Annotated in this window: 18 protein-coding genes and 1 pseudogene; 7 read left to right on the top strand and 12 right to left on the bottom strand. The window is 68.7% G+C overall.

All coding sequences use genetic code 11. The features are described from left to right. Position 1: 1 nt before the first annotated feature. From EDD92_RS04305 to EDD92_RS04290, 4 genes and pseudogenes are all read right to left on the bottom strand, one after another. Positions 2-832, bottom strand: a pseudogene (locus EDD92_RS04305) (D-alanyl-D-alanine carboxypeptidase family protein); the annotation flags it as partial. 100 nt (positions 833-932) lie between these two features. Further along, positions 933-1,112 (bottom strand): hypothetical protein, encoded by a 180-nt coding sequence (locus EDD92_RS04300; RefSeq protein WP_311736755.1) that lies wholly within the window; start codon positions 1,110-1,112, stop codon positions 933-935. A 172-nt stretch (positions 1,113-1,284) separates the two neighbouring features. After that, positions 1,285-1,638 (bottom strand): hypothetical protein, encoded by a 354-nt coding sequence (locus tag EDD92_RS04295; protein WP_123963061.1) that lies wholly within the window; start codon positions 1,636-1,638, stop codon positions 1,285-1,287. A gap of 32 nt (positions 1,639-1,670) precedes the next feature. Beyond that, positions 1,671-2,312 (bottom strand): maleylpyruvate isomerase family mycothiol-dependent enzyme, encoded by a 642-nt coding sequence (locus EDD92_RS04290; RefSeq protein WP_123963060.1) that lies wholly within the window; start codon positions 2,310-2,312, stop codon positions 1,671-1,673. A gap of 70 nt (positions 2,313-2,382) precedes the next feature. Between EDD92_RS04290 and EDD92_RS04285 the strand changes: the two genes are divergently transcribed. After that, positions 2,383-2,826, top strand: coding sequence for a MarR family winged helix-turn-helix transcriptional regulator (locus EDD92_RS04285; protein WP_123963059.1), 444 nt, complete (start codon positions 2,383-2,385; stop codon positions 2,824-2,826). Positions 2,827-3,568: 742 nt separating this feature from the next. On the opposite strand, the gene EDD92_RS04280 is transcribed toward EDD92_RS04285, so the two are convergent. After that, on the bottom strand, positions 3,569-4,444 hold the full coding sequence (locus EDD92_RS04280; protein WP_123963058.1) for an alpha/beta fold hydrolase: 876 nt from the start codon (positions 4,442-4,444) through the stop codon (positions 3,569-3,571). On the opposite strand from EDD92_RS04280, the gene EDD92_RS04275 reads away from it, so the two are divergent. Beyond that, the gene (locus EDD92_RS04275; RefSeq protein WP_221268304.1) at positions 4,443-4,625 is read left to right on the top strand and encodes a hypothetical protein; all 183 of its coding nucleotides are present in this window, start codon (positions 4,443-4,445) and stop codon (positions 4,623-4,625) included. The two genes, EDD92_RS04280 and EDD92_RS04275, sit on opposite strands and share 2 nt — an antisense overlap. Positions 4,626-4,772: 147 nt before the next feature. Next, positions 4,773-5,693, top strand: a complete 921-nt coding sequence (locus EDD92_RS52355; protein WP_399181826.1) for a VOC family protein — start codon at positions 4,773-4,775, stop codon at positions 5,691-5,693. A 439-nt stretch (positions 5,694-6,132) separates the two neighbouring features. Here the strand turns inward: EDD92_RS52355 and EDD92_RS04260 are convergent, their stop codons facing one another. From EDD92_RS04260 to EDD92_RS04250, 3 genes are all read right to left on the bottom strand, one after another. Further along, complete coding sequence (locus EDD92_RS04260; protein WP_095849784.1) at positions 6,133-7,098, bottom strand: NAD(P)H-quinone oxidoreductase; 966 nt, start codon at positions 7,096-7,098, stop codon at positions 6,133-6,135. A 233-nt stretch (positions 7,099-7,331) separates the two neighbouring features. Continuing rightward, a complete protein-coding gene (locus EDD92_RS04255; protein WP_093868131.1) occupies positions 7,332-8,015 on the bottom strand; it encodes a type 1 glutamine amidotransferase domain-containing protein in 684 nt (227 codons plus the stop codon). Positions 8,016-8,242: 227 nt separating this feature from the next. After that, complete coding sequence (locus EDD92_RS04250) at positions 8,243-8,938, bottom strand: type 1 glutamine amidotransferase domain-containing protein (RefSeq protein WP_095849785.1); 696 nt, start codon at positions 8,936-8,938, stop codon at positions 8,243-8,245. 197 nt (positions 8,939-9,135) lie between these two features. Between EDD92_RS04250 and EDD92_RS04245 the strand changes: the two genes are divergently transcribed. Together EDD92_RS04245 and EDD92_RS04240 are read left to right on the top strand one after the other, a co-directional pair. After that, positions 9,136-10,044, top strand: coding sequence for a LysR family transcriptional regulator (locus tag EDD92_RS04245; RefSeq protein WP_260326308.1), 909 nt, complete (start codon positions 9,136-9,138; stop codon positions 10,042-10,044). 675 nt (positions 10,045-10,719) lie between these two features. Next, positions 10,720-11,514, top strand: coding sequence for an IS5 family transposase (locus EDD92_RS04240; RefSeq protein ID WP_123963057.1), 795 nt, complete (start codon positions 10,720-10,722; stop codon positions 11,512-11,514). On the opposite strand, the gene EDD92_RS04235 is transcribed toward EDD92_RS04240, so the two are convergent. Next, positions 11,462-11,989: a hypothetical protein gene (locus tag EDD92_RS04235; protein WP_179436212.1), complete on the bottom strand. Its 528-nt coding sequence runs from the start codon at positions 11,987-11,989 to the stop codon at positions 11,462-11,464. The genes EDD92_RS04240 and EDD92_RS04235 overlap by 53 nt on opposite strands. A gap of 242 nt (positions 11,990-12,231) precedes the next feature. On the opposite strand from EDD92_RS04235, the gene EDD92_RS04230 reads away from it, so the two are divergent. After that, complete coding sequence (locus EDD92_RS04230) at positions 12,232-13,047, top strand: endonuclease/exonuclease/phosphatase family protein (protein ID WP_123963056.1); 816 nt, start codon at positions 12,232-12,234, stop codon at positions 13,045-13,047. A 66-nt stretch (positions 13,048-13,113) separates the two neighbouring features. On the opposite strand, the gene EDD92_RS04225 is transcribed toward EDD92_RS04230, so the two are convergent. The 3 genes from EDD92_RS04225 to EDD92_RS52345 form a co-directional block, all read right to left on the bottom strand. Next, entirely contained in the window at positions 13,114-13,353 is a 240-nt protein-coding gene (locus EDD92_RS04225; protein ID WP_123963055.1) for a hypothetical protein, read from the bottom strand. 483 nt (positions 13,354-13,836) lie between these two features. Continuing rightward, complete coding sequence (locus EDD92_RS52350; protein WP_399181819.1) at positions 13,837-14,250, bottom strand: hypothetical protein; 414 nt, start codon at positions 14,248-14,250, stop codon at positions 13,837-13,839. Further along, positions 14,201-14,461 (bottom strand): hypothetical protein, encoded by a 261-nt coding sequence (locus EDD92_RS52345; protein WP_399181816.1) that lies wholly within the window; start codon positions 14,459-14,461, stop codon positions 14,201-14,203. The genes EDD92_RS52350 and EDD92_RS52345 overlap by 50 nt, the downstream gene beginning before the upstream one ends. Before the next feature lie 688 nt (positions 14,462-15,149). Here EDD92_RS52345 and EDD92_RS04215 point away from each other — a divergent pair. Continuing rightward, positions 15,150-17,768 (top strand): LamG-like jellyroll fold domain-containing protein, encoded by a 2,619-nt coding sequence (locus EDD92_RS04215; protein ID WP_123963054.1) that lies wholly within the window; start codon positions 15,150-15,152, stop codon positions 17,766-17,768. The last annotated feature ends 42 nt before the right edge of the window (positions 17,769-17,810 follow it).

Genomic DNA, 17,810 nt, shown 5'->3' with positions numbered 1-17,810 from the left:
TGTTGCCCGCGTTGCTCGTGTAACCGTTCTTGACCCCGATCAGCCCCGGGTACGGCTGCACACCGTCCGCCCCGGTCAGCAGCCGGTTGGTGTTCTCGATCTCGTACGACCAGCTGCCCCCGCCCGGGAACCTCGCCACCGCCGTACCGCAGTAGCGTGCGAAGTCCGGATTGCGCAGCCCCGCCCGGCCGAACACCGCCAGGTCGTACGCCGACGACACCTGGCCCGGAGTGTCGTACCCGTCGGGCGACCGCACCTGCGTGTCGAGGGCCCCCAGCGAACGGGCCCTGGCCTGCATCTGCGCGGCCGTCGCCCGCCAGCCGCCGTTCAGCGAGGCCAGCACGTCCACGGCGTCGTTCCCGGAGTTGAGGAAGACCCCGCGCCACAGGTCGGCAATCCGGTACGTCCTCCCCTCGGCGACCCCGACCCTGCTGCTGCCCTCACCGATGTCCTCCATCTCCTCCTCCCGCACCGTGTGCCGGGCGTTCGCGGGGAGCGTCGGCAGCACGGTCAGCGCGAACAGGGTCTTGAGTGTGCTGGCGGGCGGCAGCTTGCGATGCGCGTCGTGCGCGGCCAGCACGTCCCCGCTATGGGCGTCCGCGACCAGCCAGGACAGCGCGGACACGTCCGGAACCCCGGGCGCCCCGTGATGGGCCCGCACCTGAGTGCCCTCGCGATACAGGAACGAGGGATCCGGCAGCGCGCCCCGCGGCACGCCGGGCGGGGTGGGCTCCGCACCGGCGGCGACCGCGATGGGCGTGAACGCCAGGACGCCGGCCGCACAGAGCGCGCAGGCGGTGAGGGCTGTCCGGGACGAGAAGTGGATGATCATACGATCAACCTAGGAATCGACCTGGCGTGCGGGACGGAGACCGGGCCGGGCGCGGGGTGCTAGCACCCGGATGCCGCAGTGGCGGGGGAATTGGAGCGCCTCAGGGAGGCCTGACGGCATCGGGGGCGAGCTGGTCGAAGACCGCGTCCTGCTTCACGTCGATGCTGATGAAGAGCCGCCCGTCCGGCCGGTGCGAGACATCGCCGTGGCCGACGATCCGATCGTCGGCCACGGCCTGCCACTGCGTCTCCGCGACCCGCGGAATCGCCAGAGTGTTCATGGGTGTTCGCCTTTCCGGAGTGCCTTCTTGGAGCGGCGCTCCCGACGACACCCGGATTCATCGCACGCCGTGACGGAATGAGGGAGCACCCGCCTCGATACAGCGTTCATGGGTCTCGCCTCCTCCGGCCGAGTCAGGGTCAACTGCGAGCGGCCCGGCGGCGGCGGTGGCGTCAGGCCTGCTCGGCGGCGGTCGGACGGGCGGCAGGCGCCAGCAGCGCGATGGCGGTGGCGGTGCCGACAATGAGGACCGCCACGACGATCCGGGCCCAGCCGGGTGCGTCCGTGGTGAAGAACACCGGGAGGCCGAGCAGTGCCGAGATCAGCCGTGAGCCGACGACGACCCGCAGGGCGCGGGTGTTGCCCCGGGCGGCGGGCCGGTAGGCGGCCAGGGTGACGGCTCCCAGCACCGCGCCGGTGATGGCGACGGCGGGCGGCGGTCCGGGGTGCTGCCACAGGCCGACGATGCCGGCCAGGTCGAGTACGGCGAGAACTGCGCAGAGGGTCATGCCGATGGTGCGACGCATCAGATGCTCCGTTTCTCGTGCAAGTGGATGTCTCAGCGATTTGCGTACGAGGCCTTGAGCCGGTCGACGCCGTCGCCCTGCAGGGTGTCCAGGCAGGCGGTGCGTCCGGTCGAGAGCAGCAGAAGGGCCAGGGCGGGCCCGGCGATCTCCGGTCCGTCGCCCGCCGCCCAGTCGGTGTCGGTCGCCCGGAGCGCGAAACCGGCCAGGCGGCGCTCGGCGTGGAACGGCCAGCCCATCGCCCAGACCCGCCGCAGTGCTTCGCGGCTGTGTTCGGCTGGGACGGGAAAGTGACGAGCGAGCGGGAGGGCGATGTCCTGGCCGTGGACGATCGCGTCGAAGAGCGCGTTGCGGGTGTCCAGCACCTTCGCCGTCCGCCGGGTGCCGGCGTCGTTGCGGATCGCGGCGATCAGGTCCGCGGGATCGCGGGAGCCGTGCCGGCGGGCCAGGACGGTATTGATCCGGTCGGGGCTGAACCGTGCACGCGGTGCGACCGCGACCATGTCCCAGGTGGTGATGGTAGGGACCAGGGCGAGGTGTCCCGCCACGTCCCGCACACGCCAGCCCCGGCACAGCGACTCCTGCTCCCATTCGGCCGGGGCGAGTTCTTCCAGCAGGTCCGCGATCTGCAGACGGGTCGCGCGGACAGTGGCCCAGTACGAGTCGGAGTCGTCCACGACAGCCTCCAAAGGTCCGAATCTCGGACCATATTAGTACGAGCTTCGGACCTTCTGCAATGATGGAGGCATGACCGACGACGACGCTGACGAGCTCAACCTGGCACTGCTGATGTTCATCCCGTACCGCTTCATGGAGTCGGCCGTGATGGCCGCCCTGAAGTCCGCCGGGCACGACATCTCGCTCACCCAGGCACGGGTCTTCCAGCGGATCGGCCCGGAGGGCTCGCGGCTGGCCGAGCTGGCCGAGGCGTCACAGGTCAGCAAGCAGACCATCGGGTCGATCGTCGACCAGCTCGAACGAGCCGGATACGTCCGACGCGTGCCCGACCCGCGCGACGCACGAGCCCGACTGGTCACCATCACCGCCCGCGGCCACGAACTCGTCGAACTGAGCCTGCCCGTCGTCCGCGACATCCAGAGCCAATGGACAGCCCACCTGGGCCCCGGACGCACCCGGCAGCTGAGACAGGCACTGGAAGCCCTGCGGGAGATCACCGACCCACACCGCTGACCGATCGTCCTTGGTGACTTCAACGCCGTGCCGGTCGACCTCGCGCTGCTGGAACTGGCCCTGAGGCTGGACGTGGCGCCCGTGGGTGCCATGGGCTCCCGGCGCACTCACGCGCAACCGATGAAGGCCCTGCGCGCCACCGACCTGACCGGCGAGCAACGGACCCGCCTGCACTCCGCTTGCACTCCCCGATCGGCCGGGACATCGGCGCCAACTCCTCAGGGGAGACGGCGGTTTCCATCGCAGCCGACATCATCGCCGCCCGCTCCTCAGCCCCGTGCCTTGCCCTGCGCGCGACCGATGGGCCCATCCATCGCGCCATCACTGCCCCGGCGTGAGGATGCCTGAGAATCGCGCACCAGCCGCCCCGTGGTGACGCCGGCGTACAGCGGCGGACCGGAAGGCGCTGGTCAGTATGTCGGCCATCCTGGAGCATGCGGCGTCCAGCGGTGTCGGCAGGTCCTACATGACCGGAACGAACATGGTCCCGATCACCGAGGCCACGATTCCGGCGAAGGGCGGCACCGGAACGATTGCTGCGGCGTGTCTCTGGGCGGGCTGGTCTGCGGTCGTGCGGGTCATTGCGTGCAGCCTTCAGGCCGGAAGGGGTTATGCAGAGGTACGACTGTCTGTGTTTCCTCCGGTGTGGGAAGGCAGCAGGAGCGGGTGGCGACCGTCGGCACGTGGGGCCGCGGTCACCATCCGTGGTGGTGCTACCGGGGGCGGTCTCTGGCTTGCCGGGTCAGCGCAGGAACTCCAGTACTGCCGTGCCGATTTGCTCCGGCGTCTCTTCGCGCAGGAAGTGGCCGGTTCCGGGGATGACCAGTCCGGTGACGTCCGTGGCCACCAGGCGCAGGGTTTCCTCCGGCATGGTGCCGGTGCTGTGCCGACCGCCTATGGCCAGGACCGGAATGGTCAACAGCCCCTCGTCACGCGAGCGCTGGACGTGCTCGGCGGTGGTGTCGAGGGTGCGGTAGTACTCGAAGCTGGCGCGCCGGGCGGCCGGGTCGCGCAGGTGGTCGACGTACAGGTCCACGGCGTACTGCGGGATGGCGCCGGGTGTGGCGGTCTTGGTCGCGAACTGGTAGCCGAAGTAGATCTCCTCGCGGCCGGCGATCAGGCGTTCGTTGAGGTCTGCGAGGCGGTTGGTGACGAAGTGCGACATCACCTCGTTGGTGGTCGGGTCCGTCAGCATCGGCGGGAACGGAGTGAGGCCGGGAAGGATCGACTCGGCTCCGACCACACGGGTGACGCGGTCGCGGTGGCCCGCGCCGAGGGCGTAGCCGACCAGCATGCCCAGGTCGTACCCGACGACGGCGAAGCGGTCGTGGCCCAGGGCGGTCATCAACTCAGCCATGTCGTCGGCGAGCGTGGCGGCGTCGTAGCCGCCGGCGGGCTTGTCGCTCGCGCCCATGCCGCGCAGGTCGGGTGCGATGACGGTGAAGTGCTCGGCCAGGGCGGGCATGACCAGGCGCCAGCTGTACCAGAACTGGAGCCAGCCGGGCAGGAGCGACAGCGGCGGGCCGTCGCCGCCGATGACGGCGTGGAGGGTCAGCTCGGTGGTCTTGACGGTGTGGCTGGTGAATGTGTCGGTGAACCCGGCGGCCAGCTCAGGCATGTCGGTAACGGCGGGGCTGGCTCCCGACCCCGCCGCCCTCGCGATGGTGTTCAAGCTCCTCGAGCCCGCCCGGCAGCGGTGGCGGGCCATGAACGCACCCCACCTCGTCGCCCGCGTTTGCGCCGGAGTCCGCTTCGAACGCGGCCGCCTCGCCCAACGTCCCGAGCTCAGCGCCGCCTGAGGAACCTCAACCGCAGCACAACTGACAATTGAGCTCCGGGCCGATGAGTTTGCCGTTTGCCTGCAGTCTTCCCTTGCGGCACTACCGCCTCTGCGGGAACCAGGAACCGATGTGTCGCGATGTCATGGAGGAGAGATGGAGGCCAGGATGCGCAATCCGATTCGGCTGTACATGTCGATGTCGCTCGACGGCTATATCGCGGGTCCGGACGATCGACCGGGCCAGGAGCTCGGACGCGACGGCGGGCGTCTCTTCAACTGGCTCGACGATCGAGAATCCGACGGCCCGAACGGACAGGTCTACCGCGAAGCGCTGGCGACCGGCGCGGTGATCTCCGGCCGGCGGACTTTCGAACTCGCCGGGCGTTGGCAGGGCGACCACCATGACGGCGTACCGATCTTCGTCCTCACTCACCACGTGGACGACGGAGACGTACCACCCGGCCATGCGCAATTCGTCACCGATGTGGAGGACTGCGCCCGTGAGGCCCGCGAGGCCGCCGGGGACCGGCCGGTCATGGTCCATGGGGCCGGTGCGGCCCAAGCCCTGCTGCGAGCGGGGCAGCTCGACGAGATGGAGATCCACCTGGTGCAGGTGCTCCTCGGGGACGGCCGGCGGCTGTTCGACCACACGCCACTCCGACCAGGAGGCGACGTGAAGACGCTCTTCGTCTCCTACCGTGTCACCGACCTGGACCAGTCGCTGCACTTCTACAGCGCCCTGGGCTACGCCGAGGTAGGCAGGGTCGAGGGCGGCGACGGCACTCGCCTGGTGATCCTCAAGTTCCCCGGCGAATCGGCGGCCTCGCTCGAACTGGTCCACCGCCCAGGTGACGGACGCGTCGACGTGGGCAGCGGTTTCGACCACCTCGCGATCCAGGTGGACACGCTGGCCACCACCCTGGAGATGCTGACCGTCGCCGGTCTGGAGCCGGAACCCATCCAGCACCCTGCCGGTCCGCACGGGCCGAAGACATCGTGGCTGACCGACCCCGACGGTTACCGGATCGAGTTGGTGCAGTGGCCGCCCGGGCACCCCGACGGCATCACCGAAGCAGACTTCTCCTGAAGCGATCACCGTGAGTGGCCCGATGAATCGCCTCTGGCCGACACTCCCACCCACAGGTTTTGACGACTGCATCATTTGATTGGAACCGGCCGGACAGCGCGTTTGTGCCGGTGACGGCCTGGGCCTGAGCTGCACCCTTGCTGAACTGCGACGTTGCCCAGGAGGCCGTACCGCAGTTCCCGGGAGTGTCGTAAGAAGCCGTATCTCTATCGGTCATCAGGACATTTGGGATCGAACAACGGCCCAGGTCGGGTGATCTCGGCCGGGTGGCTGGCACGAGAACAGAGCCTCCTGGGCAGCTCGGGGTCGCGCCGCCACTCGAGTGGAGTCCCTGTTGTTCCAGTCCCGTGTGCCGGTCCCCGCTCCGTCCAAACCTCCCGCTTGGCGCGGTGCGATCGCCTCGTGCACCGGTTCGGGGTCGGTCGGCCGACTCTTGGAGTCATGCCGCGTCGGGGTTGAGTAGGACGATTTTGCCGATGTGGTGGGCGTCCAGGATGCGATGGGCTTCTGCGGTTTGGTCCATGGGCAGGGTCCGGTCGATGACGACCTGCACCGTTCCGTTCTCGATCAATGGCCATACATGTTCCTGGACTTCGGCCACGATGGCTGCCCTCTGTCCAGCTTGGCGGGAGCGCAGGGTGGTGCCGTGCACGGATGCACGCCTGGCGAGGAGTTCGACGAGGTTGAGTTCGGCCGTCAGGCCGTTCTGCAGCCCGATGACGACCAAGCGCCCGTCGAGGGCCAGGGAGTGGATGTTGCGCGGAAGGTAGTCGCCGCCGATGACGTCGAGGATCACGTCGTAGGGGCCGTGCTCGGCGAAGTCCTCGGTGCGGTAGTTGATCGCGAGGTCGGCGCCGAGTTCTCGGACCCTGGCAGCCTGCTCGGGCCCGCCGACGGTGGTGACGACGCGGGCACCGTGGGCCTTGGCGATCTGAATGGCTGTCGTGCCGATGCCGCCGGCTCCGCCGTGCATGAGGAAGGTCTCGCCTGGCTTCAGCCCACCGGTCATGAAGACGTTGGACCACACCGTTGCGGTGGCTTCCGGCAACGCTGCCGCCTGGACCAGGCTGACGCCCTTGGGCACCGTGAGCAGCTGCCCTTCAGGGACAGCGACCTTCTGCGCGTATCCGCCTCCGGTCAGCAGTGCGCACACCTCGTCGCCGGGCTGCCAACGCGTCACACCCTCGCCGAGAGCGCTGATCCGTCCGGAGACCTCCAGGCCCGGGTAAGGTGACGCTCCCTCCGGAACCGGGTACAGCCCCAGCCGCTGTGCCACATCGGCCCGATTGACGGCGCTGGCAACGACGTCGATGACCACTTCACCCCTCGCGGGGACGGGGTCCTCCACATCGATCCACTGCAGGACTTCCGGCCCACCGGGTTCCTTGATCGAAACTGCTTTCAAGACATTCCTCCGAGTGCGCCGCCTGACGGACGGCACATACGCCGGTCCGACGTTGTGAAAATGCGAGTGAGAGGGCACTGTCCAGCCCGCGCACTGGAAACTGACGAGCCCAGGACCCGGACAGCCCTGAGCTCGAAGAACAAGCCACCTGTCACCGACAAGACGCGAGCAGAACCGTCAAACGCCCCGAGACACTTCACGAGCAGGACCGGTCCGGCCGATGCGGATCAAGGTCAAAGTTGGCGCAGCGTCTCGATGATCTTTGCCGTGACGACCTTGGTGGAAACGGGGTTCTGTCCCGTCACGAGCCTGCCGTCAGCGGTGGCGAAGGGGGTCATCGGGATGGTGGCCTTGACATAGTTCGCGCCCCGCTTGCGGAACTCGTCCTCCACCAGGAACGGCACCCGGCTCTTCACCATGGCGACTCGCTCCTCCGCGGTGGAGAACCCGGTGACCGTGCGGCCCTCGACGAGCAGGGAGCCGTCGGAGAGCGTGATGTTCAGCAGTCCGCAGGCACCATGGCAGACCGAGGAGACCACGCCGCCGTTCTCATAGATATCCCGCGCGACCTGCTGAAGCGCGGCACTGCCGGGGAAGTCCCACATGACGCCATGCCCGCCCGTGTAGAAGATCGCTGCATACTCGGCCGGGTCGACGTCGGCCGCCTTCCTGGTGTGGTCCAGGCTCGACATGAACGCGCGATCGTTCATGTACTTGCGAACCTCTTTGTCGGCCAATCTGACGCTTCGCGGATCCAGCGGTACCTGTCCCCCTTCCGGACTGACGATGTCGACCTCGAATCCAGCCTGGCGGACTCGGTCGTAGAAGTGAACCAGCTCTGCGATCCACAGCCCGGTCCGGTGGGGGTTCGTTCCGTAGGTCGACTGGTTGGTGACTACGGCGAGGATCTTGCTCATCTGTGTGCCTCCGGCGGTGAGGCAGGGCTGTGGCGGCTGCCCGGATCACGAGCCTTTTTTCATGGCCACGACCTGCCAAGAGTGAGACGGCTTGTGAGGAGTCGGCCGCCTCAGTCGCCGTTGTCATAGGTGCCGATGTCGTCCGCGTGCCTCACTGCGCCCGTACGGGGCCGGCTGGCGAAAGCAGCGTCTGGTGCCCCTCCCAGGCGCAAGCGGATATGCGAGGTTCAGGCCAGCTTCTTGAGGATTTCGGCTGCGGCGGGTCCGGCGGAGGCGGGGTTCTGGCCGGTGATCAGGTTGCGGTCGACGACCACGTTCGGGGCCCACGGCTCGCCCTCCTGGTAGTCCGCGCCGATCTCGACCAGACGGTCCTGGAGCAGCCACTTGGCATTGGCCGCAAGGCCCGTCTGGGTCTCCTCGGCGTTGCTGAAACCGGTGAGCCGATAGCCGGCGAAGGCGTTGCCGCCGTCGGCCGTGGTGGCGGCGAGCAGGGCGGCCGGTGCGTGGCAGACCACGCCGAGCGGCTTGCCCGAGGCGAGGGCGTCGATGAGGAGCCTGCCGGATGTGGCGTCGACGGCCAGGTCCTCCATCGGGCCGTGGCCACCGGGGTAGAAGACGACGGCGTAGTCGGCGAGGTCGACGTCCTCCAGCCTGATGGGGTGCTGAATCTCGTCGATCGAGGCGAGGGCGTCCGCCACCTTCTTCGCCCCCACCTCTCCGCCGTTGAACTGCGGCGCCAGGCTGCCCTGGTCCAGAGGCGGTACGACGCCGCCGGGTGTGGCGACGACGATCTCGTGGCCGGCGGCCGTGAACGCCTGGTACGGGGCCACGGCCTCCTCGGCCCAGAAGCCGGTCGGGCGCTTGGTGCCGTCCGCCAGCGTCCAGTGGTCGGCGCCGGTCATCACAAAAAGGATCTTCGACATGGTGTGGTGGTCTCCGAGAGCTGGGGGTTCACGCTTTGACGTTTCGACTTCAGAACGTCAGCGCTCCTGCGTTCGAAACTAAAGCCGCCGAAGAAATCGCGCCAATGAAGGCATCGATACCAGGTATCGACGAACCGATGCCCTGCACGGGGACGAATGGCAGGTGGCTGCCGTGCGTACCTCGTAGGCTCGACGCCGTGAGCGATCAGGACACTCATGGATTGGGTCCGCTGGACCTGAACCTGTTGCGCACCTTCCTTGCCGTGCACCGCCTGGGGTCCTTCACCGCCGCTGCACGGCGGCTGGGGCTGTCGCAGTCCACCGTGACCACGCAGATCCGGGCGCTGGAGAACCGTCTGGGCCGTGAACTGTTCGAACGCCGGGCGCACGGTGTCACCTCGCTGCCCCACGCGGACGAACTTGCCACGCGACTGTCAGGCCCCCTGGATCAGTTGGCCGACATCACCGGCGAGGAGCCGAGCAGCACCGCGGGACCGGTGCACCTGGCCGGGCCCGCAGAGTTCATGAGTACCCTCGGCCTTCAGACGCTGGCTCCGCTGGTCGCGCAGGGCGTCCGGCTGCGGGTGGCCATCGGACTGACCGAACCGCTGCTCGAGGAAATGCGGGCCGGACGCCACGACCTCGTCGTCGCCACCCGCCGGCCCCGGGGCCGGACGCTGCAGGCCGAACTCCTCGCCGACGAGGAGTTCGTCCTGGTTGCTGCCCCCGTCTGGGCCGAACAGCTCATGGGACAGGAACTGCCTACTGCCCTGGAAAGCCTGCCCATGATCGCCTACGCCGAGGACCTGCCCATCGCCCGCCGCTACTGGCGCCACGTCTTCGACCGCCGCCTGCGCGTCCAGGCCGCGATCACCATCCCCGACCTGCGCAGCGTCCTCACCGCCCTCACGGCCGGCGCCGGCTGGAGCGTCGTGCCCAGCTACCTGTGCCGGACCGAACTCGCCTCCGGCGCCCTCCGGCTACTGCACCAGCCGGAGGACCCCCCGATCAACACTGCCTACCTCGTCCAACGCCCAGGCAGTTCCATCAATCCTCACGTCACGCTCGTCCGTGAGCATCTGCTCGCCGCTGCGAAGACCTGGTGAGCCCAAGCCGGTACCCCGAGGTCATGTCGGGCTGACATCGGGTTGCGTCGCCGGCACTCCCGATCAGCTGGGGCTACGAGCCAACACAGCGCCATTCGTAACGCAGAGTAACAACCCTCTACCGATCGTGAGGCTGGTTCTGATCGAACACGGTCCTTGGCCGGGCGATCTCGGCCGGGTGTTGAGTACGGGGCCCCTAGCTCGGGTTTGCGACCACTGGAGTGCCAGGAGGTCCTGTTGTTCCGGTCTCGCGTCACGGTCCCCGTCTCGTCCAACTCCCGCATGTCGCCGCTCTGCCTTGAGGCATCACACGCCAGGGCCTCTTGGGGCATCCGTACGGCGCCCACGTGACCGCCACCACCATGAGCACCAGGACCGTGCACGCTGTCTAAAGCGAGGCGTTGCCCGCCCGGCAGCCACGAGGTGTCACGGTCCGGTACTCGAACATCCCGGGAACCAACCGCTTCCCCGGAACGCCCTTAGCAACGGATTAGGGCCTCTCGGTAGCTCGGGGATGCGAATCTAACCGAGTGGTGCCGGGAGGCCCTAGTGTCCTTGTTGTACGCGTCCGAGCCCGTTCAGTTCAACTCGGCTGCTCCATCGTGTGATTGCCTCGCGCACGTGTACGGCAACGCGGCCGATCATCCCGATCGGGTGCGCCGGTATCCGTCGGACATGACGGATGCGGAGTGGGCGGCCATCCGGCCTTTGCTGCCGGTGCCGGCCTGGCTCCAGGGCAGAGGCGGACAGCCCGAGGGCTACTGCCACCGCCAGCTGCTGGACGCGATCCGCTACCTGGTCGCGGGCGGGATCTCCTGGCGGGCGCTGCCCGCGGACTTCCCCGACTGGGGCCGCGTCTACGCCTTCTTCCGCCGCTGGCGCGAGCACGGGCTGCTCACCGAGTTCCACGACCGGTTGCGCGGACGGGTGCGTGAGCGCGAGGGCCGTGAGGCGGAGCCGACGGCGGGGATCATCGACGCGCAGTCGGTGAAGGCCGCCGCCTCGGTGCCGTCCGTCTCGCGCGGCTGGGACGGCGGGAAGAAGGTGGGTGGCCGCAAGCGGCACATCGTGACGGACTGTCTCGGTCTGCTGCTGGTCGTCGCGGTGACCGCCGCGAACGTCGGGGACCAGGATGCCGCGATGGGCCTGCTGATACGGCTGCGGCGCCTGCACCGTGACATCTGCCTGGTCTGGGCCGACGGCGGTTACACCGGCGGCATCGTCGACTGGGCACGGGCGAAACTCGCGCTTACCCTTCAGGTCGTCAAGCGAACCGACGACATGCAGGGGTTCGTGGTGCTGCCGAGGCGCTGGGTAATAGAGCGCACGTTCGCATGGCTGATGCATTCACGCCGGCTGGCCCGGGACTACGAGACGTTGCCGGCCAGCAGCGAGGCGATGATCCGATGGTCGATGGTCACGCGGATGGGACGGCGCCTGGCACGGCCGCGGGCCGCCGGCCCGCGCTGAACATTCCCGACGTCTCCTGCACGAGCCACCCTCGCTCCGCCAGGCGCCTGGCCTTCGAGCGCACCCCCTCGACCTTCGCCGACGTCGGCTGAAGGCCCAGCACCACCGCGATCTCCTTGGCCTTCACCGGTCCTTGGCCCGCCGACTGCCGCTCCTCGAGCACACCCAGGATCCGCTGATAGTCCGGCGCCAGCACCGTCACCGGCAGTCCTTCGCGCCAAGGCGGCACGATCGAGCCCGGCACCGGCGCAGGTGAGGACACGGCTTCCGTCTCCGCCTTGGTCACAGCGGTGGTCTCGGCAGCCGTGGCCGCCAGGGCCTCGACCAGTTCCTCCCGCGCGATCACCCGCCGGTCCAGCTCGATCTCCGCAGCCTCCAGTACCTCGGACAGCCGCGCGACTTCCTCGCGCAGTCCTTCCACCCGCACCCGGGCCGCTGTCTCCCGCTCCCCCAGCATTCCCAACACCGACGCCATCGTGCACCCCTCGATCACGGAGCCGAAACAAGACGTCGCATGCCTCCCTCATTCCGAGCTAGACCATGCCTGACCAGCGGAAATCAAGTGATCACGTTCGGTTGAGATACGGCTTCTAAGGCAACGAGATCCGGCACACCGCACGTTGTAAGCGGCCCCGTCTCATAACCTCGTGCAGGGAGACGGCAGATGCCACGTGGGTCCACCTTGGGGAGGCGACGGTGTTCGGGAGGGGCACGCGGATGCTCGCGGGCACCGTGATCGTGGCCTGCATGGTGCTCGTCGGCCCCAGCGCACCGAGCGGTGCCCCCTTTGCCAGAGCGCTGCCCGCAGATGCCGTCAGGGATGTCGTGCCCAACCGGGTCATGACGTGGAACCTGTGCAACCCCTGCGAGGAAGGCAACGTCGACCGGGCAGCGGAGATCGCCAGGTATGCGCCTCAGGTCGTCGGTCTGCAAGAAGCGTGCGTGCGTGACGTGGAGAGGATCCGGGACTATCTGGAGAGCATTTACGGGCTGGTCTACCACGTCGAGTACGGGGCGGTTCTTCGGAGTTGGGGCCGCTGCGGGGGAGTGCCGTGGAGTCCGGGGGGCTTCGGCCAGGCGGTCCTCTCGGCGGCGCCGATGACGGACGCGGTCAACGTGGAGTACCCCGACGGTGGATCCGAAGACCGTGGGTACATGGCGGTCACCACCACGGTGGGCGGCCGGTCCGTCCGGGTTTTCAACACTCACCTCGCTCAACGGCGCCAAGAGGCGATCCGCGCTGACCAGGTCGCCGTACTCGCCGCAGCCGTCGCCCGGCACGACCGCGCGATCGTTCTGGGCGACTTCAACGCCGTGCCGGACGCCCCCGAGCTCACCCCGATGTGGGCCCTGGCCGCGGATGCAGACCCACAGTGCCGTCCCTCGTCCACCGGCACCTGCAAGCCGACCACCGACTGGCAGAGCAAGTTCGACTACGTCTTCCTGCGCAGCATCGTCCCTGTCGGGCATGGTGTGCATCCGAGCCGGTACTCGGACCACCACTTGCTGCACGCCGATCTGGATCCGACTTAGGCGGCACCCTCGCCCACCGCTTCATCCTGCCGGCTTCCGTCGTTCGGCAGGGGCTCGCGCTGTTCGTCACGCGATCCTGTTGATCCTGCTCGGCACCATCGGTGAGACCCTGCGATCGCGCCACGACCGCAAAACCGCCGTCGGCTTGGTCGCCGGCGACGTTCGCCACTGCGGGGGCAACCGTTCCAGGAGCTGCCGGTATCTCTCGATCACCACCGGATACGCCTCGCGGTAGGTGTGCTGCGGGGTCAGGCCGTAGAACGGCACCTCGACCCGGACGCCTTCGTCGGCCAGCGCGCCGACCAAGGCCCAGTGCTGTTCGGTGCTCTCCCGCCGTGCAGGTACACCGCACCGCGAGTGGCCGTCTTTCCGCGTGGCAGGACGGTCCAGCAGGCGAACCCGCTGACCTGCGGTCCGGGCACGTCGTGGCGTCGGCTCGGCGCGGCCGGTGGTTGTGCGGACCTCTTCGGCTTGCGCATCCTGTCCTGGGCACGCTCTGCGGTCGACGAGCCGGGCGTGGCGGTGACCCGCAGGTGCAGTGGGACGGCATGCATCGCGAGGCTTATCCGCTCCTCCAGCAATGACGATGCGTCAGCGTATCCGCATACATCCACCGGCAACGTCGGACTGCACCTCTCTCGGACACTGGACGATCGAACACATCGTCGCCCGACTCATACGGGGCCGCCGCCTCACCGGCGAAGCCACCCTTGTCAGGCGCGAACCTGCCGTGGGGGTCCACGATGGCCCGACCTCCGGCGGCCGGACGGGGGCCGGCCGGCCCGACTGCTACGGCGTGGAGAACAGGCCCGGCCCCGGAGACGAGGGGCCGTCGGCGCGGAGGCCTTTGGCGACCCGCAGGAACTCCAGCTTCTCCGCATCGGCGGAGCCCGCTGCCACCGTGTAGACGACGAGGCGGATGTCGCAGCCCGGGACGGTGAGCACGTCGCAGTCGCACGTCACCTCGCCGATCTGGGGGTGCACGACGGTCTTTCGGGCCGAGACGTGCGGACCGACCGCACCCTCGTCCCACAGGCGAGTGAACTCAGCACTGGTGAAGCGCAGTTCTTCGACAAGGTCGATCAGTGCACGGTCGCCGGGGTAGTCGACGAGAGCCGTCCGCAGATCGGCAACGAGGGCGGGGCGCAGGGCGTCAGCAGCAGCAGGCCGCGCACTGCCCGACCACCGAGACCGGCTGCACACAGCTGCCCGGGACTTCGACGCCGTCCTGGAGCACGAGCCAGGCCGCCAGCCCGCTGGGCCCTGCGGAGAAGACCGCCCGCACCAGGTTCCGCTCGACGTGTGTCCGTGCGTTGGGGTCGCCCATCAGCACTGCCCATGCGGGAGTCCAGGACAGCAAGGTCCAGTCGGCACTGAACACGCCCACGGGGAACTCGCCGAGGCGAGCCAGCATCCGTTTGGACTCCCGCCGGAACATGCGTGGAGATCGCCCCCTTCCTGGGAAGGGAGAAGGCCGGCCAGCCGGTAGGCGTGATCGCGTTCCACCGGTTGCAGCTGCAGTGCCCTGGCCAGGCTCGCGACGACCTGCGCCGAAGGGCTCGTGGCGCGCTCCTGCTCCAGCCGCACCACACCAAGCCGGCCGGGTAGGGGTGCATGGCCTCGCGAATCAGGGTGTTGGCGCTGACGGTGACAGAGTTGCCTGCGTAGTAGGCGGCGGTGTCGATGCGGTTGAACGTCGAGCTCGACGGCGCCGCGCAGGACCGCGCGACCAGTCCGCGGACCGAGGACCGGGCCGATCATGCCACCGTGATGGACGGCGTCGCGGTGGATCGGCTCGGGGCTGTGGTGGAAGCCCTCGGGCCCCGCACCCGCCAAGCCCCGGGGGGTGGCGTCGGTGGCGTGGCCGCCGGGGATCGTGGCTTGGCCGCCGCGAACATCGGCAGCCCCGTCCGGCACAGGGACTCGCAAAAGCATTGCCGTACGAGGGGTGTTGACGGACCTCACCAACACCCTAAGATCCCTGCTGCTCGAAGTACCGACCATCGTACGAGATATCGAACAATGTCGGCTGACGGCTGAGGCAGGCCGCCCGACTCCGGCAGGTACACAACACAACGGTCTGTCACAAAGGAATGAGCCGCATGCCTTCAGAAGCCGGAGTGCCCCGGAGAACCGTCCTCACCGTCCTTGGCGCCGCCTCCCTCGCCGGGACGTTCGCCGCCACCGTCCCCGCCAGGGCCGCCGATCCCACCAGCGCCACCGCAAATGCCACTGCCGCGGACCTCCCCGCCGCGGCCGCCCACTGGACCTTCGACGAGGGCGCCGGCACCTCCGCCGCCGACGTCTCCGGCAACAGTCGCACCGCGACGCTCCAAGCGGCCGCGGGCTGGGACACCGGCAAGGTCGGCACCCACAGCCTGAGCCTCACGGCGGGCGGCAACGCCACCGCGCCCGGGCCGGCCCTCGACACCTCCAAGGCGTTCTCGGTGGGCGTCTGGGTCAACCTGGCTCAACTCGGCGGCTACCAGACCGCCGTCAGCATCGACGGCAAGGTGGTCAGCTCCTTCTACCTGGGACTGCGCGACGACACCGGCACCTTCGCCTTCGCCCGGCTCGACTCGGACGCCACGCAGGGTGCCGCCGTGGCAGCCGCTGCTTCAGCTCCCACCACCAACACCTGGACCCACCTGGTCGGCGTCAGCGACCCGACCGCCGGCGTCATCCGTCTCTACGTCAACGGCGTGCTGGAGGGGGAGACCGCCTACACGGCAGGCTGGGCCAGCAGCGGTGACACCGCCATCGGCCGTGCGCTCTACGGCGGTGGGCACGTCGACCAGTGGCACGGCCTGATCGACGACGTGTGGATGTTCCCGTCCGTCCTCACCTCCGAGCAGGTCGCGGCGCTGGCCGGGGTACCGGTGGAGACCACGACACCGCTGCTGAGCGTGGACGTCGGCACGCCCGCGCACGCCGTGTCCCCCATCCTCCCCGGTTTGATGTTCGAGGACATCAACCACTCCGGAGAGGGCGGCATCTACGCCGAACTGGTGCAGAACCGCTCGATGATGGCCAGCGACACGTCGCCCGTCCACTGGTCCGCCGTCGGCGGAACGACCCTCGCACTCGACACCACCAACCCGCTCAACGCCGCGCTCAACCGCTCCCTCAAGGTCGTGCTGCCGAGCAACACCGGAGCCGGGAACCGAGCCGGTGTCGCCAACGACGGCTTCTGGGGCATACCGGTGCGGCCCAGAACCACCTACACCGCCCGGCTGTTCGCCAAGGCGTCACGACGCATCGGCGCGCTCACGGTGACCATCGAGTCCGCGGACGGCGCGACGGTGTACGCGTCCGCCCACGTGCCCCACATCGGCACCGCCTTCCCCGGCCGCCCGTACGAACTGACCCTGCGCACCGGGGCGCGCACCCCCGTGACCGGCGACGCGAGACTGACCGTCACCGCCGCCGACCCCGCCGCCGCGGGCGAGACCCTGTGGCTCCAGCACGTCTCCCTCTTCCCACCCACCCACAACCACCGCCCCAACGGCCTGCGCACCGACCTGATGGACAAACTCATCGCCCTGAAGCCGAAGTTCCTGCGCTTCCCCGGCGGGAACTTCCTCGAGGGCAACACCATCGCGACCCGGTTCAACTGGAAGAACACCATCGGCCCGGTCTGGGAGCGCCCCGGCCACATGGACGACGCCTGGGGCTACTGGTCCACGGACGGCCTCGGACTCCTCGAATACCTGGAATGGGTCGAGGACCTGCACGCCCAGCCGGTCCTCGCCGTGTTCGCCGGCTACGCGCTCAAGGGCGAACACGTCACCGGCGACGCGCTCAAGCCGTACATCCAGGACGCCCTCGACGAGATCGAGTACGTCACCGGTCCCGCCACCAGCACCTGGGGCGCACGACGTGCCGCCGACGGACACCCGGAGCCGTTCCCCCTGGAGTACGTGGAGATCGGCAACGAGGACTGGTTCGACACCTCGGGGTCGTACGACGAGCGGTTCGCGGCCTTCCACGACGCGATCAAGGCGAAGTACCCGCACCTGAAGCTGATCGCCACGACGACGGTGACGAGCCGCACGCCGGACCTGATCGACGAGCACTACTACCTGGCACCGTCCGCCGCCCAGGCGGCCACCCACAAGTACGACAACCGGGACCGCAACTCGACCAAGGTCTTCGTCGGGGAATGGGCCGCCCAGGAGGGCCGCCCCACACCCGACCTCAACGCGGCGCTCGGTGACGCCGCCTGGCTGGCCGGACTGATCCGCAACTCGGACCAGGTCCTCATGGAGTGCTATGCGCCGCTCTTCTCGCACGTCAAGAACAACGTCTGGGCCACCAACCTGATCGCCTACGACAACCTCAACAGCTATGTGTCGCCCAGTTACTGGGCCCAGCACATGCTGACGAGCAGGCTCGGCAGGACAGTTCTGCCGGCCACCGCACGTGCGCTGCCCGGCCTCGCCACCGTGGCCACCCGCTCCGGGAACCGCCTCTACCTCGCGGTCGTCAACTCCGGGACGCAGAAGCTGAACGTGCCGGTCGAACTCAAGGGGCTGGCCAAGGGGGTCAAGCGGCAGGCCACCGCGACGGTCCTGACCGGCACCTCGCGCACGGCCACCAACACGCTGACGGACCCCGACACACTGGCGCCCAGAACAAGCACCGTTACGGGCGCAGCAGCATCCTTCACCAGCATCGTGCCACCACTCTCGGTCACCGTACTCGAGCTCGTCCTGACCTGAGCGCACACTGCCCGGCGCCTGTGGGGCGCCGGGCAGTGCTGA

It is taken from the genome of Streptomyces sp. TLI_185, from assembly GCF_003814765.1.
In the GTDB taxonomy this organism is placed as follows: Bacteria; Actinomycetota; Actinomycetes; order Streptomycetales; family Streptomycetaceae; genus Streptomyces.
Note: the sequence above shows the minus strand (reverse complement) of the source record. Positions and strands in the feature narration are given on the sequence as shown.

Coding starts and splice junctions, on each gene's coding strand:
- EDD92_RS52355 (WP_399181826.1), top strand. CDS start 4,773: ATGCGCAATCCGATTCGGCTGTACATGTCGATGTCGCTCGACGGCTAT.
- EDD92_RS04235 (WP_179436212.1), bottom strand. CDS start 11,989: ATGGCGTCGGTGTTGGGAATGCTGGGGGAGCGGGAGACAGCGGCCCGG.
- EDD92_RS04255 (WP_093868131.1), bottom strand. CDS start 8,015: ATGAGCAAGATCCTCGCCGTAGTCACCAACCAGTCGACCTACGGAACG.
- EDD92_RS04280 (WP_123963058.1), bottom strand. CDS start 4,444: ATGCCTGAGCTGGCCGCCGGGTTCACCGACACATTCACCAGCCACACC.
- EDD92_RS52345 (WP_399181816.1), bottom strand. CDS start 14,461: ATGCTGGCTCGCCTCGGCGAGTTCCCCGTGGGCGTGTTCAGTGCCGAC.
- EDD92_RS04230 (WP_123963056.1), top strand. CDS start 12,232: ATGCTCGCGGGCACCGTGATCGTGGCCTGCATGGTGCTCGTCGGCCCC.
- EDD92_RS04275 (WP_221268304.1), top strand. CDS start 4,443: ATGTCGGTAACGGCGGGGCTGGCTCCCGACCCCGCCGCCCTCGCGATG.
- EDD92_RS04285 (WP_123963059.1), top strand. CDS start 2,383: ATGACCGACGACGACGCTGACGAGCTCAACCTGGCACTGCTGATGTTC.
- EDD92_RS04250 (WP_095849785.1), bottom strand. CDS start 8,938: ATGTCGAAGATCCTTTTTGTGATGACCGGCGCCGACCACTGGACGCTG.
- EDD92_RS04295 (WP_123963061.1), bottom strand. CDS start 1,638: ATGCGTCGCACCATCGGCATGACCCTCTGCGCAGTTCTCGCCGTACTC.
- EDD92_RS04300 (WP_311736755.1), bottom strand. CDS start 1,112: ATGAACACTCTGGCGATTCCGCGGGTCGCGGAGACGCAGTGGCAGGCC.
- EDD92_RS04215 (WP_123963054.1), top strand. CDS start 15,150: ATGCCTTCAGAAGCCGGAGTGCCCCGGAGAACCGTCCTCACCGTCCTT.
- EDD92_RS04240 (WP_123963057.1), top strand. CDS start 10,720: ATGACGGATGCGGAGTGGGCGGCCATCCGGCCTTTGCTGCCGGTGCCG.